At 58.8% G+C, this 14,368-nt stretch carries 12 protein-coding genes and 1 tRNA gene; 8 read left to right on the top strand and 5 right to left on the bottom strand.

Going from position 1 to position 14,368, the window contains the following annotated elements; all coding sequences use genetic code 11:
• Nucleotides 1–232: 232 nt before the first annotated feature.
• Both EN914_RS06255 and EN914_RS06250 read right to left on the bottom strand, forming a co-directional pair.
• Nucleotides 233–421: a YodC family protein gene (locus EN914_RS06255; protein WP_013527958.1), complete on the bottom strand. Its 189-nt coding sequence runs from the start codon at nt 419–421 to the stop codon at nt 233–235.
• A gap of 446 nt (nt 422–867) precedes the next feature.
• The gene (locus EN914_RS06250; protein ID WP_255337243.1) at nt 868–1,746 is read right to left on the bottom strand and encodes a LysR substrate-binding domain-containing protein; all 879 of its coding nucleotides are present in this window, start codon (nt 1,744–1,746) and stop codon (nt 868–870) included.
• A gap of 41 nt (nt 1,747–1,787) precedes the next feature.
• Here EN914_RS06250 and EN914_RS06240 point away from each other — a divergent pair, with 41 nt between their 5' ends.
• The 6 genes from EN914_RS06240 to EN914_RS06215 all read left to right on the top strand — a co-directional run bounded on the left by EN914_RS06240 (nt 1,788) and on the right by EN914_RS06215 (nt 8,998).
• A complete protein-coding gene (locus EN914_RS06240; protein ID WP_338101308.1) occupies nt 1,788–3,995 on the top strand; it encodes an FAD-dependent oxidoreductase in 2,208 nt (735 codons plus the stop codon).
• Nucleotides 3,992–4,996: an ABC transporter substrate-binding protein gene (locus EN914_RS06235; protein ID WP_024503416.1), complete on the top strand. Its 1,005-nt coding sequence runs from the start codon at nt 3,992–3,994 to the stop codon at nt 4,994–4,996. Before EN914_RS06240 ends, EN914_RS06235 begins: the two co-directional genes overlap by 4 nt.
• A gap of 85 nt (nt 4,997–5,081) precedes the next feature.
• The gene (locus EN914_RS06230; protein WP_024503417.1) at nt 5,082–5,969 is read left to right on the top strand and encodes a proline/glycine betaine ABC transporter permease; all 888 of its coding nucleotides are present in this window, start codon (nt 5,082–5,084) and stop codon (nt 5,967–5,969) included.
• On the top strand, nt 5,962–7,104 hold the full coding sequence (locus tag EN914_RS06225; protein WP_024503418.1) for a glycine betaine/L-proline ABC transporter ATP-binding protein: 1,143 nt from the start codon (nt 5,962–5,964) through the stop codon (nt 7,102–7,104). The genes EN914_RS06230 and EN914_RS06225 overlap by 8 nt, the downstream gene beginning before the upstream one ends.
• Before the next feature lie 71 nt (nt 7,105–7,175).
• Nucleotides 7,176–7,988 carry an alpha/beta fold hydrolase gene (locus EN914_RS06220; RefSeq protein ID WP_013527951.1) on the top strand — a complete coding sequence of 271 codons (813 nt, stop codon included), beginning with the start codon at nt 7,176–7,178 and terminating at the stop codon, nt 7,986–7,988.
• A gap of 29 nt (nt 7,989–8,017) precedes the next feature.
• A complete protein-coding gene (locus tag EN914_RS06215) occupies nt 8,018–8,998 on the top strand; it encodes a GlxA family transcriptional regulator (RefSeq protein ID WP_024503419.1) in 981 nt (326 codons plus the stop codon).
• Between the two features lie 45 nt (nt 8,999–9,043).
• Here the strand turns inward: EN914_RS06215 and EN914_RS06210 are convergent.
• Nucleotides 9,044–9,119: transfer RNA gene (locus tag EN914_RS06210), tRNA-Thr, on the bottom strand.
• Nucleotides 9,120–9,450: 331 nt separating this feature from the next.
• Here EN914_RS06210 and EN914_RS06205 point away from each other — a divergent pair.
• Nucleotides 9,451–10,590, top strand: coding sequence for a hypothetical protein (locus EN914_RS06205; protein ID WP_024503420.1), 1,140 nt, complete (start codon nt 9,451–9,453; stop codon nt 10,588–10,590).
• 20 nt (nt 10,591–10,610) lie between these two features.
• Here EN914_RS06205 and EN914_RS06200 read toward each other — a convergent pair whose 3' ends face one another.
• Entirely contained in the window at nt 10,611–12,212 is a 1,602-nt protein-coding gene (locus EN914_RS06200; protein WP_024503421.1) for a cisplatin damage response ATP-dependent DNA ligase, read from the bottom strand.
• A 4-nt stretch (nt 12,213–12,216) separates the two neighbouring features.
• Nucleotides 12,217–13,227 carry a ligase-associated DNA damage response exonuclease gene (locus EN914_RS06195; RefSeq protein WP_024503422.1) on the bottom strand — a complete coding sequence of 337 codons (1,011 nt, stop codon included), beginning with the start codon at nt 13,225–13,227 and terminating at the stop codon, nt 12,217–12,219.
• Nucleotides 13,228–13,333: 106 nt separating this feature from the next.
• On the opposite strand from EN914_RS06195, the gene EN914_RS06190 reads away from it, so the two are divergent.
• The gene (locus EN914_RS06190; protein ID WP_024503423.1) at nt 13,334–14,263 is read left to right on the top strand and encodes a class I SAM-dependent methyltransferase; all 930 of its coding nucleotides are present in this window, start codon (nt 13,334–13,336) and stop codon (nt 14,261–14,263) included.
• The last annotated feature ends 105 nt before the right edge of the window (nt 14,264–14,368 follow it).

The following is a 14,368-nucleotide window of genomic DNA, read 5'->3' as shown; positions in this document are numbered from 1 at the left end:
TGCAGGCGGGGTCGTTGCCTGGGCAAGAGCCGCAACCGTCTGCAAACTCAAGGCAACGACTAATATCGAACGGCTGATCATGTTGTGCGTCTCCAGCTTGGCGCGACGCAGACGGCTTGTGCCGTCATCGCGCTTCATCCGTTAAACGCCGCGACCCGGAAAATCCGTCGGTCGCGCGTGCTGATCCGTTCGTGCTCGGGTGCGCATCCCGTCGATCGGGATGGAAGGAGCTCTAGTCCGACTGGTCGGCCGCAATCAGTTGTTCGGGCTTGAACCCGGCATGCTGCGGGGTCCACACCTCGCCCTCGCGATTGAACCAGTGGCACAGATACATGCCCGAGGCTGCGCCATCGCTGACCGTCATCCTGGGGCCTCCGGATTTCAGCTTGACCACGTCTCCGGTCTTGAAATTGTTGGGCATTTTTTGACCTCCCATGCTGAGGCCATGAGTTTCACACCAAACCGGGGTCTCGACAATGGCAGATCTGCCAGGCCGGCGCCGCAATCCTTTGCACCAGATGCGAAGGGGTAGACGACGAAAAGGAGGGGAAATGGTGCGCTTGCGGGCAGCCAATTGCCGGCTCAAGCCATTAGAATCAAAATCGTTTTCGATGCCAAGCGGGTCGCAACGAGTTCCCTGGAGATCGTCCCGTAACGTCCTTGCCCGCGCCTTGAGCCGGCATGGGATCGGCCATCCCAGTGAGGGCGCGTCGTCCATGAACTCAACTGGAAAGCTGGCCAGTTACGAATCAGTATAAATCCGCGATGTACAAGAACACTACTGTGTGCGGCCTTCAGCGGGTAACGGCGCTGTTACACACGAAAAAATCCTTGCATGGTTTCCATAAGCGCCCGACGGCGACGGGACTAGATGCGCATTTTGTCGCGTATCCAGTTCCTAAAGATCTTGCTGGCACGATTTGGAGCATTCGCTGGAGCTTCAACAATGTAGTAGCCATTGCCAGTCGTGAAGGCGAGGTCAAAAGGGCGTACGAGACTCCCATTTGACAGCTTCTCCTCAACAAGGCGTGTCCATCCCAACGCCAACCCTTGCCCTTCGAGGGTGGCCCGCAGCAGATTGTCGTAATTTTGAAACCAGATTCCTTGCTGAGGGCGTAAAGAAGTTAGCTTCGCGAATTCAAGCCACTTGTCCCAATTCTCCCATTCGTGAGCCCGCCCATCTAGATGCAGCAGCGTCACGTTTTGAAACTTGCGGAGGTTTTCGGCGCCGACAGCATTTACATATCCTGGACTGCAAATCGGAAAAAACTCCTCACTAAACATTTTCTCTGACTTCAATTTATTCCAGTCACCGCGACCATATCTAATCGAAATGTCTATCCCGAATTTGCTCATATCCAAGCATTCATCGGTTTCAACCAGTTTTATATTGATTCCGGGATTACGAATTCGAAAATCAGCCAACCTCGGCATCAGCCAGCAACTTCCAAATGCAACGGTTGTACTAACTGTTACATTTGCCGGAATGTCAGCGACTTTCTCGTTAAACTCCCTTGAGATCAGCCATAAGCTTTCTGAAACTGTATTGTGAAATTGGCGCCCATATTCTGTAAGTGCCACGCCTCGTTGCCCCCGCTCGAACAATTTGGCGCCAAGCCTGGATTCCAGGAGCCTGACCTGCATGCTTACCGCTTCCCGGGTGACATTCAACTCATGAGCCGCAGCGGTAAAATTCATGTGGCTTCCCGCCGCTTCGAACGCGACCAGACTGTGTAGTGGCGGCAATCTCAAAGGCGGACGAGACGTCAATCTGATTTACCTCAGGCGTGATCGATCTTACGCTGACTATCCGAAAAGCACCCCGTAATCATAGTCCCAGCCATAATACGCTGAGGAAGCCAAGAGTGCCATCTCACGATAGCCATCGACAAAAGGACCCGTTGCTCGATTCATTCCAGCTCAGGTCTCTGCAACTTCGAAACAGGATTATGAGCACCGCTCATGCGCCGGCTTATGTAGAGAACGGTTGGCCTACGGAGCGCTACCGGCTCTATCATGAGGAGAAGGCCAAGGGAGGGCTTGCTCTAACGGTGGTGGGGGGGTCGACCAACGTTTCGTCGGACAGCCCGTCCGCGTTTGGGCAACTTTATGCCGGCGATGACAGCATCCTGCCTTGGTTTGAACTGCTTACCGGGGGCGTTCATTCCCATGGCGCCGCGATTATGTGTCAGCTGACACATATGGGGAGGCGTACATCCAGCGACGTAGGGGAATGGCTGCCAGTAATAGGACCATCTAACACGCGAGAACGGGCGCACCGAGCCTATCCAAAGAGTATGGAAAGGGCTGACATAGTACGCGTCACCAAGGACTTTGCGGCCGCGGCTGTACGATGCAAAAAGGGCGGTTTTGACGGAATCGAAATCCTGTCGCACTCGCACTTGCTGGGACAATTCCTATCCCCTCTGATCAATTTCAGACAGGACGATTATGGCGGCTCCCTGGAGAACCGGCTTCGACTCACCTTCGACGTCCTGAACGGCGTCCGCGATGCTGTGGGTGACGAGTTCATCATAGGGCTGAGGATCACCGGTAACGATTTCCTCAAAGGTGGGCTCAGTCGCGAGGACTGCATCGAGATCGCCCAGCGGCTTGAGCAGTGCGGTCTGGTCGACTTCCTCAACGTGCTTGCGGGAGCGCCATACGACGATCTGGGCTTGGCTCAATGGATGCCTCCTATGGGCACTCCCGCAGCCCGTTTCCTTGGAGTTGCCAAAGACATACGTGAGGCCGTTTTACTACCCATATTCTATGCAGGAGGCATTGCCGATATCGCAACTGCTCGCCATGCCCTGCGCGACGGCATTGTCGATATGGTGGGAATGACCAGGGCTCACATCGCCGATCCCTACCTGGTCTCAAAGCTGCAAACCGGGCAGGAAGATCGTATCCGCACCTGCGTCGGAATGAACTACTGCGCAGACCGGGTTAATCAAGGCAAAGACGCTTTATGCGGCCAGAATGCCGCGACCGGTCGCGAGCGTTTCTTCCCGCATCGCTTTCGCCGCCATGAAATAGCGGGTTTGCGCGCTGTCGTTGTTGGTGGAGGCCCAGGAGGACTGGAGGCGTCCCGTGTTCTCGCCGAGCGGGGCTACAGGGTGACCCTGTTCGAAGCGTCCAACCAGCTGGGTGGGCAGATTAACATGGCGGCCGGAGGTTCCACCAGGCGCCAGATGCGCGGGGTCATCGATTGGCTGGTCAATGAACTCGAGCATCTCGGCGTTGATGTTCGCTACAACATGCTGGCGGAAGCCGAGGACATCCTGCGTGAGAAACCTGTGTTGGTGGTGATCGCGACAGGCGCACTGCCGCGCTCGCTGAACATTGGCGGCGCGCATCTTGCCCGGCCGATTTGGGACGTGTTCACCGGACAGCCTCCTGTTGGAGAGGTCATCATTTTCGACGATCGAGGCGACCATCACTCGCTGGTGGCGGCGGAGGTAGCAACCCAATCCGGTGCTTGCGTCACTCTCTTAACGCCGGATCGCACACCTCTTCATAATCTCGGGCCGACGAACTACGGCGTCGGCATGCGCAACCTGTATCAGCGCGGGGTGAACTTCCTCACCGACCGTGAGATCGTTGCCTTGAGACCAGACGGCAACCGTTTGACCGTCACCGTGCGAAACGTCCTCACCGACCTGGAAGAAAAATTCCAGGCCGATCATGTCTTCTATGAAGTCGGGACGGAAGAAAACGCTGAATTGTACTTCGAACTTCAAAGTCATTCAGTCAACAACGGCCAAATAGAAGTAGCGTCTCTATTGGACGGCAAAGCCGAATACCGAACGGTGAACCCGGCCGGTGATTTCGTGTTGTTCCGGATTGGTGACGCGGTCTCTTCGAGGAACATCCATGCTGCGCTCTTTGATGCGTTGCGTGTCTGTTCCGTCATCACGGTCGCCGGACAGACCGGCTCCGATCAAGCGCGCTACTCAGTAACACATAGGCAAATGAAAGGGGAAACGACGTGAAAAATCTCCCACTGGCGGCGGCATGCCTGACAATTCTTGTACTGGAGTCACTCCCTGCGAATGCTGCATCAAGCTGCGGTGAGCTGACAATCTCCAGCATGAATTGGCAGAGCGCTGAAGTGCTGGCAAGCCTGGACAAGTTCATTCTTAAAGCTGGGTTCGGATGTGATGCGGAAATTCTCGAAGGGGACACCGTGCCGACGGTCACCTCCATGATCGAAAAGGGAAAGCCCGATGTTGCTCCCGAGATCTGGGTCGATCTGCTGCCAGATGTTGTCGCTACCGGCATCAAGCTAGGCAAGCTTGTTGAAACTGGCGCGGCCCTCAAAGATGGTGGCGTCAACGGGTGGTGGATTCCAAAGTATGTGTCCGAAGCACACCCGGATATCAAAACCATTGCGGATGCGCTCAAACATCCGGAGCTCTTTCCAGCACCTGAAGATTCATCGAAAGGGGCGGTCTTCAATGGGCCTCAGGGCTGGGGCGCGACGGTTGTTACAACGCAGCTCTTCAAAGCCTACGGCGCTGAAAAAGCCGGCTTCACCTTGATCGACACCGGATCGGCAGCCGGCTTGGATGGATCGATAGCAAAGTCATATGAGCGCCACCAAGGCTGGCTCGGATTCTATTGGGCTCCGACGTCGATTCTGGGAAAGTATGAAATGGTGAAGCTCGACTTCGGGGTTCCTTACAATCAGGCTGAATGGAAGCGTTGCAATACAGTGGCGGATTGTGCCGATCCAAAGCCAAACGTTTGGCCGCAAGATCGAGTAAAGACGATCGTCACGAAAGGCTTTTCGGATCGTACTGATCCCGCAGTGATGGAGTACCTGCAAACCCGGTCGTGGTCCAACGATACGGTGAACGGTCTCTTGACCTGGATGACCGACAACCAGGCCACTGGTGACGATGCGGCAAAGTATTTCCTCAAGACACGCGAGGATATCTGGGCCAAGTGGGTCCCGGTCGGCGTCGCCGGAAAAATCAAAGCGGCACTTTAATCAACGTGTCGCGGTGGTGGCCTTTAGAGCGGCCATCATTGCGACCGCCATTGCCCTCACTGGGCTGACCGACCGAGAACTCCTCATGGATTGGCTGACAAATTTTCCCCATCTCAATGACGAGGCCTTGCGGCTTGTCAAAAAGGGGCTGGATGACGCTTTTCGAACCTTCACCCGAACATACGGCGATTCAATTGAGGGCTTTTTCGCGCCGTTGCAGTACCTTCTGATCAAGTGCGAGCACTTTCTAACCGACACGCCCTGGCCGCTGATCATTTCGCTGGCGGCTGGGCTGGCATGGCTTGCATCCCGAAACTTGACAACCGTGGCTGGAACCGTCGTCACCCTCGTTGCAATCGGGTTCCTGAACATGTGGGACGATACGATGAAGACGGTGTCCATGATCCTTGTCTCGACGATCATAGCCATCGTGCTCGGTGCGCCGGTTGGAATTGCGATGTCGAGATCGGAGCGCATCCAGAGGGTCATCAATCCGGTACTCGATGTCATGCAAACCATGCCAAGCTTCGTTTATCTGATCCCGGTGGTGATGCTGCTGGGAATCGGCAAGGTTCCTGGTGTGATAGCCGTCGTAATCTATGCGATCCCTCCCATGATCAGGCTGACAAATCTGGGCATCCGCCTCGTGGACAAGGATGTATTAGAGGCGGCCGATGCCTTCGGTTCGTCCAATTGGCAAAAGCTGCGAGACGTCCAGATTCCCCTGGCGCTGCCGACCATCATGGCTGGCGTCAATCAGACCATCATGATGGCACTAGCCATGGTCGTCATTGCCTCGATGATCGGGGTGCAGGGCTTGGGTCAACCGGTCCTCAAAGCGATCAACAATCAGTATTTCACGCTCGGTTTGTTCAATGGACTAGCCATTGTTGGTATCGCCATCATTTTTGACCGTATCAGCCAAGCTTATGGCAAGCGGCTGCAGCGACACCTGGAGTTGATGCATGCCTGATCGTGAAGAAAAACAAGTCGGAATCGTTATCTCACATCTGTTCAAGATCTTCGGAGCCAATGCCAACAACCACCTGAATGCATTGGCGAGAGGCATGACGAAAGATGAGTTGAACGAACGCCACGGGCTTGTCCTTGGACTGAACGACGTTAGCATCAATATGGCTGCTGGTCAGGTCCACGTCATAATGGGCCTTTCGGGATCCGGGAAATCCACCTTGATACGGCACATTAACCGGCTGGTTGAGCCGACGGCTGGCCAGATCATCGTTGGCGGTCAGGACGTTCTCAAATTGGATGAGCATGCTTTGCGGGCCTTTCGTCGCAACACCACGGCGATGGTGTTTCAAAAATTTGCTTTGCTTCCGCATCGCAACGTTCTGGAGAACACCCTGTACGGCCTGGAGATCCAAGGCGGCGATCGCTATAGGCATCGTGAAAAGGCGATGCGCTGGATTTCACGCGTTGGGTTGAACGGATTTGAAAACCGGTATCCGAACCAGCTTTCGGGCGGCATGCAGCAACGTGTCGGGTTGGCTCGGGCTTTGGCAAGCGACTCGCCAATCCTGCTGATGGACGAGGCGTTTTCTGCCCTCGATCCCCTCATTCGATCAGACATGCAGGAGATGCTGCGGAATATTCAGCAGGAGGTGAAAAAAACGATCGTGTTCATCACGCACGATCTTGATGAGGCGTTGAGACTGGGAGACCAGATTGCCATCCTTCGCAACGGCCAGATAGTTCAACAAGGTTCGAGCCAGGACATCGTTCTTCGGCCGGCAGATGACTACGTGGCCTCGTTTGTAAAGGACGTCAACAGAGGACGTATAATACGAGTTGACGCGATTATGACGCCGTCAAATCCGGCGAGCGCTTTGCCGAAATCTCTTCTCTCAGCTGACACCACCCTGAATGCGGCTGCAAAGCTGATGTGCCAGCATGGCGGGCACGAGAGCGTCGTCGTCGACGGACACGGCAAACCGTTGGGTCGAGTGACAAAGGACCAGATCATGGCGGCCATGATTGGATACGGCGGACTGTGGGGTAGCGAAAACGGTGGGGGCACCAGTTCATTTCGACCGGTGTTGTACTCTGCCAATCAGCCGGCGAACCCAGGGAACCGCGCAGAACGATAGGCGTCGCTCGGGATCGTTCCGCCTTGGGACGATTTCCGCAATCATCATCATAGAGGTATCAAGAGGCACCGATGCTGAAGCTAGATCAGTCGTTTCGTTTTGAAGGCCAGGACGTTGCGTGGGGCCGGATCGGGGAGGGCGCTCCCTTGGTGATGCTTCATGGAACGCCGTTTTCGTCACAAGTATGGCGCCGCATAGCGCCTCTCATAGCTTCACGCCGGACGGTCTATTTCTTCGATCTCCTCGGATATGGTCAATCCGCAAAGGCGGATGGTCAGGATGTGTCGCTAGGCGTGCAGAACAAACTTTTTGCCTCACTGTTGAAGGAGTGGGGCGTGAAGGAGCCTGACGTCCTTTGTCATGATTTTGGCGGCTCGACTGCACTTCGCACCCACTATCTTAACGATGTGCGGTATCGTAGCCTGTTGTTGGTCGACCCTGTGGCGGTCGCCCCTTGGGGCTCCGCATTGGTGCAGCATGTGCGAAAGCATGAAGCCGCGTTTGCCGGCGCCCCGGATTACATTCACGAATCGATCTTGCGAGCGTACCTGCAAGGCGCGGCGTTCCAGACCCTTCGCAGCGAAGCTCTGGACCTCTATATGCAGCCTTGGCTTGGACCCGTAGGCAAGCCGGCCTTCTATCGACAGATCGCCCAAATGGATCAAAAATTCACCGACGAAGTCGAAAAGCTTTATAGGCCGATGAATTTTCCCGTTCGAATTCTATGGGGTCGTGAAGACGAGTGGATCCCAATCGCGCAAGGACAGAAATTGTCCGAGAAGCTCACCAACGGGGTGATGACGGCCGTGCCTCAAGCAGGTCATCTCGTCCAGGAAGATGCGCCTGAAATGATCGTCGCGGCACTTTTCGATACGCTGCAGTAGTTCTCCGATCTAACCGGTGATGACGAGAGATGGCCAGAAAGTTCGCGTTTCTGCTGACGCGCCATTTTACGCTTTCGCCGTTTGCGCTTTTCGTCGACACGCTGCGGCTTGCGGGCGACGAGGATGATCGGAGACGAAGAGTAGAGTTCGACTGGCAAGTGGTTGGCGAGCGTGGTTTGCCTATCCGCGCAAGTTGCGGCATCGAAGTGATGCCGACGAGAGAGCTCCAGCACCCGGAGGAATACGACGATATCGTTGTCGTTGGCGGGCTTCTGAACACGGGCGATACTCTTGGAAGCCAGAAGGAAGCCTTCCTGCTAAAGGCCGCATCGCGCGGAGTTCGATTGACGGCGCTCTGCACAGCCAGTTTCGTACTCGCTCGATATGGATTGCTGGACGGCTACAACGTGTCCGTGAGCTGGCTCCACGTCAAAGATTTCCGTACCATGTTCCCGCAAGTCTTGGCACATGCGGATAGCCTGTTCTCCGTCGACAGAAGCCGCGCAACCTGCGCTGGCGGTGTCGGAGCGGCGGACCTGGCTGGTCATTTTGTGGCAGAGTCCATTGGTAAGAAAGCCAGCGAGAAAGCTGCCAAGATCCTTATTCTTGATCGGGTCAGGACGACCCGCGACGTCCAGCCCGTTGGAGATCTTTTCCCAAACGCCGAAAGTAGACAACTGAGGCGTGCACTCCTTCTCATGGAGAGCAACGTCCAAGAAACGTTGGCTGTCAGCGACATTGCAGGGTCGCTCAGCGTTTCGAGACGACAGCTTGAACGGTTGTTTTTTGCTGAAATCGGTAGGAGCCCACTGTCGGCATATCTCGCGATACGCGTGCACTACGCAAAGACGCTCCTCGAGGTTAGCGACCTAAACATGGGCGAGATTGGATTCCGCTGTGGCTTCAGCAATGCGGGACACTTCAGCCGCGCCTTCAAGCGCCAAACTGGCCTTACTCCCACCGACTTCAAGCAGTCCCGAGGCACGTCAGCCGTCCCATCTAGGTCGTGAGATGTTGGGGGGGCCCAAACGAATGGACGGCTGTGAACAAGTAAATGGTGCCGCTTGCGTGACTCGAACACGCGACCCCCGCATTACGAATGCGGTGCTCTACCAACTGAGCTAAAGCGGCCCGGGAAGCCAACGCCTCCAAGATGCGGCGGTGATAGACGCAACCGGGCGCGAATTCAAGATGCGACTTGGCAATTCCTGCGGCGGCGTCATGGCACCCTCGAAAGCCGGCCGCCGCCTTGTCCGCCAATCAATCGTCAAGGGGATGCGGCGCACGGTGCGTGCGCTCCCCGCGCGTGAAGATCGGTGAAACATGCTGATTTTGTTGCCGGAACAGCGCCGGAATGGACTTTGCATACCTCCGCGAGGCAGAATGCGCCGCTCGCCCGTTGATTGATTGGTCGCCTGCGGCTAACGATCACGGCAAGGTTGGCAAAGACAGAGGGACCCGCTTGGACGCGATCGAAAAAGCGATCCGGAACGCCTTGGAGAAAGGCAATGCCGAGGACCGCGCGTTCCGCGAGAGGGTCTATCGCTCGGCTTTTGCCGCGCTTGATCGCGCGCTCCAGGCCAATCCCGGTGTGACCGTTGAGGTCGCCATCAAGCGCCGCAAGGCAATCCAGGCGAAAATCACCGAAATCGAATCCGAGTTCCTGCCGGCGGTGCCGGATGTCGGCCCGCAGGGCGATGCACCGGCGGTCGAACTCGGAGCGGACCCGGCGCCCGCGGTCGAAACCGGCCGACAGGCATCGTCCCCCGATGTCGTCGTCGACGGCCCCGTGCAATCCGCTGCCGATGCGCCGCGCTCGCGCGTCCTGCCCGTCGTTCCCGACATCATGCCGGACGCCACGCTTCCCGATGCTCCGGCCATCGACATGTCGGTTCCGGCCGCGGCCGGTGCGACCACGGAAGTGGCGCCCGACCGCGATGAACGACGCATAAGGGGGCGTCGCCTGCCGCTGACCGCCATCTTCCTGACCGTGACACTGCTGGCAGCGGTTGGCATCGGCCTGTTCTTCGCCGTGCAGACCGGCGTGTTCAAGACGTCGGCCCAACTCGACACCGCACCACCTGAAGCGCCGCCGACCGTCGAGGACGACGATTTCACACCGGCCGACGGCGGTCCGGCAAAACCCGGCGCCGCCGACCAGTCGCGCGACTGGATCAATGTGTTTTCGCCGGCCGATGCATCGCATGTCAGTGCGCCATCGGACGCCAGGGCCGAGGTGATGAAGGACGATACCGGTTCGTTCCTGCGCATCCGTTCCGGCGCGTCCGGTTCGGCGATCAGCTTCGACGTTGGACAAGGCGTGCTGGAGAAACTGGCCGGCAAACATGCCGTGTTCGACATCATTGCCCGCTCCGAAGAAGGCAAGGAGACGCAGATTTCGGTCGACTGCAATTTCGGCGAACTCGGCGACTGCGGCCGCAAGCGCTATGCGGTCGGCCAGCAGCAGAACGAATATCTGTTCGACGTGCAGTTTCCCGACAAGCATCCGGGCTCGGCCGGCACCATTGCCATCAATTCCGACTTCGACAAGCAGGGCAAGGCCGCCGACATCTACGAAATCCGCGTTTCGATCGAGCCATAGCGAACCCTGCACGCGCGAAATTAGCGGTCGAGCAGCGCCTGCAGCGTTTCGATGCGGTCGGCCTCGTTGGCCGGCTTGTCCCAGCGCAATCGCGAAATGCGGGGAAAGCGCATGGCGACGCCGGATTTGTGCCGGGTCGAGCGGTTCAGTCCTTCGAAGGCGACTTCCAGCACCAGGCCGTTGTCGCGGTCGGCCCGCACCGAGCGCACCGGCCCGAAACGCTCGATCGTGTTGTCGCGGACATATTTGTCGATCTGCTTCAGTTCCTCGTCGGTGAAGCCGAAATAGGCCTTGCCGACCGGTACCAGTTCCTCTTCGCCTTCGGCACCTGTCCAGACACCGAACGTATAGTCGGAATAGAAGCTCGACCGCTTGCCGTGGCCGCGCTGCGCATACATCAGCACCGCGTCCACTGTGTGCGGATCGCGTTTCCACTTGAACCACGGACCTTTCGGCCGGCCGGCGACATAGGCTGAGTCCCAGCGCTTCAGCATGACGCCTTCGATGATCGGATGCGGCGGCGCCCGGCGCAGTTCCTCCAGCGTTTGCCAGTCCGTGAAGTCGACGAATGGCGACAGATCGAAACGGCTCGGGTCGAGTGTCGCGACAAAGCTTTCCAGCCGGCCGCGCCGTTCGCGAAACGGCAGCGCGCGCAAATCCTCGCCGCCGACCTGGAGCAGATCGTAGCAGCGCATGAAGGCCGGGTATTGCTGCTGCATCTTCGGTGCCACCGTCTTGCGATTCAGCCGTTGCTGCAGATCGGAGAAGGTTCCCGTCGCCTCCCGGGGATCGCCGACAAGCAGTTCGCCGTCCAGCGTTGCGGAAAAATGCATGGCCTCGGCGAGGTCCGGAAAGGCGCCCGAAACGTCATCGCCGGTGCGCGAATAGAGCCGGCGGATGCCGCCCTCCGCCACCGCCTGGACACGGATGCCGTCCCATTTCCATTCGGCGGCATAATCCGCCGGATCGAGCTTTTCGAGATCGCCGTCGCCGACCGGGTTCGACAGCATCACCGGGCGAAACAATGCCAACGCCGTGTTCCTGGGCTTTTCGGCCTTGCCTTCCAGCCAGGCGAACAACGCTGTGTAAGGCGGTGACAGCCCGTGCCAGAGCTCCTCGATCTCCGCGACCTCGACCTTGCCGAAATCCGCCAGCGCCTGTTTGGCCAGACGCGCCGACACGCCGATGCGCAGGCCGCCGGTGACCAGCTTGATGATGGCAAAGCGTGCCGAGATGCCGGCGCTGTCGAGCAGCCCTGCCAGCACCTTCGGTCCGTCGGAGCGGCTTGCCGCCTGCAGTTTGGCGACGACCTCGCCAAGCGTCGGCTCGCGGTTCGGGATGTTTCCGGGCGTTTGCGGCCAGACCAGCGACACCGTTTCGGCGAGATCGCCGACATAGTCGTAGGAATAGCCGAACAGCACCGGATCCATGCGTTCGGTGACGAGCATGCGCAGCATCGCCGGCTTGACCGCGGCGATGTGGAGATCGCCAGTGATGGCAGCCAGCGCCAGGCCGCGATCGGGATCCTCGACGCTGCGGAAATAGTCGGTCAGCAAGGTCAGCTTGCCATTGCGCGACGGCGTCAGCACCAGGCGGTCGAGAAGTTCGGCGAAGCGGTTCATGGCTTCAATCACCCTCGTCCTCGTAGCCCACCAGGTGCAGTGGCTTTGCCACGATGCCTTCGAGTTCGCACCAGCGCACCAGCGCCTCCTCGCGGCCATGCGTCACCCAGACCTCTTCGGCTCCGGTCTCCTTGATGGTGGCGGTCAGCTCATCCCAGTCGGCATGGTCCGAGATGATCAGCGGCAGTTCGACGCCGCCCTGCTTGGCGCGCTGGCGGATACGCATCCAGCCTGACGCAAAGCACGAGATCGGATCGGGAAACCGCCGCGCCCAGCGATCCGCGAAGGCCGAAGGCGGGCCGACGACGATGGCGCCGGCAAAATCATCCTTGCCGCCGCTTTCGACGGTCGCCGGTTCGAGGGTGCCGAGATCGATGCCTTGGCTCTGGTAGTACTCACTGAGCTTGGCCAGCGCGCCATGGATGTAGAGCGGCCTGTCGTAGCCGGCGTCGCGCAACAGCCGCATCACCCGTTGCGCCTTGCCCAGCGCATAGGCGCCGACCAGATGCGAGCGTTCAGGGAACTGCGCGGCCGATTTCAACAGGCGGGCGATTTCTTCGGTGTCCGGGGGATGGCGAAACACCGGCAGGCCGAACGTCGCTTCGGTGATGAACACATCGCACGGGATCGGCTCGAATGGCGCGCAGGTCGCGTCCCTCTGCCGCTTGTAGTCGCCGGAAGCGACGATGCGCGTGCCCTGATGCTCGACCGCTATCTGCGCCGAGCCCAGCACATGGCCGGCCGGATGGAAGCTGACGCTGACGCCATCGAGGGCAATCGTCTCGCCGAGCCTTGCCGCTTGTGTTGTTCCAGCGAAATCCTCACCGTAGCGCAGCCCCATAATGTCGAGCGTCTGCTGCGTCGCCAGCACCGAGCGGTGGCCGGAACGCGCGTGGTCGGAATGGCCATGCGTGATCAGTGCCCGGTTGACCGGCCGCACCGGGTCGATGAAGAAATCGCCCGGCGGGCAATAGAGGCCCTCGGGCCGGGGGTGAAGCAGAACACTGGTGCGCATGGTCTCCAAGATAGGATATAATTCCGCGGCGGGAAGCCTGTTGTAAGTCACTGCTGACTCCCGCATAGAGCACCGCCGGCTCGATCCGCCGGCAGGACCCATCGCCATGAAACCGCTTCAGGCCTCGTCAGGCGACTTGAACGCCGATCGTCGCGCCGACTATGCCGAGATGCTGCACGCTGATGGCGATCATGCGGCGGCGGCGGAATTGCTGCTCGGTGCGCTGGAAATGACGCCGCAATGGGCGATGGGCTGGTTTCGCCTCGGCGAGATGCAGCAGGCGGCGGGCGCGGCGGATCTGGCCGCGCAGGCGTGGACGATGTCGCTGCAACTCGATCCATCGGATCGTCAAGGCGCTGCACTGAACCTGCAATTGATCGGCAAGGCGCCGGCGGTCGATGCGCTCCCCAGCGCCTTCGTCGAGACCTTGTTCGACCATTATGCCGAGAGCTTCGACGAGTCCCTGGTCGGCAGGCTGGGTTACCGCCTGCCTGGGATGCTCGACCAGGCCATTCGAGCGGCAAGGCCGGGCCGCTTCGCGCTGGCGCTCGATCTCGGCTGCGGCACAGGCCTGATGGGGCAGAGGCTGCGGCCGATCGTCGACCGGCTGGAGGGGTATGACATTTCGGCCAAAATGCTGAGAAAGGCGCGGGCCAAGGGCGTCTACGATTTCCTCGATAAGGCTGATCTGCGGGATTTTCCCTATGCCGGTCCGAAAGCCGATCTGGTGACGGTGGCCGATGTTTTCATCTATGTCGGTGCGCTGGGCGGCGTGGTGAAGACGATTGCCGGCTTGCTGGCCACGGATGGCCTGTTCGCGTTTTCCGTCGAGACGCTGGCTGGCGATGGCGATTTCGCGCTGCTGCCGTCACGCCGCTATGCGCATGCGCAACGCTATGTGCTCGACGTGCTGGCCGCCAACGGGCTTTCGGTCCTGTCACTGGAACCAACCGCGATCCGGCAGGATCGCGGGGAACACGTCAACGGGTTGGTCGTTGTGGCCAGGGCTCCGAACTCAGCTGAACAAAAGACCTGACGACAGCCGGTCGGCGGTGTCGGCAGCTTTTCGTCGGGTGCGATAGGAATTTTTTCTTGACACCCTGCCCTCAGCTATGGTACATTTTCGCCCATGGTGCTGATT

This window comes from Mesorhizobium sp. M7A.F.Ca.CA.001.08.2.1, assembly GCF_003998455.1.
In the GTDB taxonomy this organism is placed as follows: Bacteria; Pseudomonadota; Alphaproteobacteria; order Rhizobiales; family Rhizobiaceae; genus Mesorhizobium; species Mesorhizobium ciceri.
The sequence above is the reverse complement of the archived record's forward strand: the minus strand, read 5'-3'. Positions and strand labels throughout refer to the sequence as shown.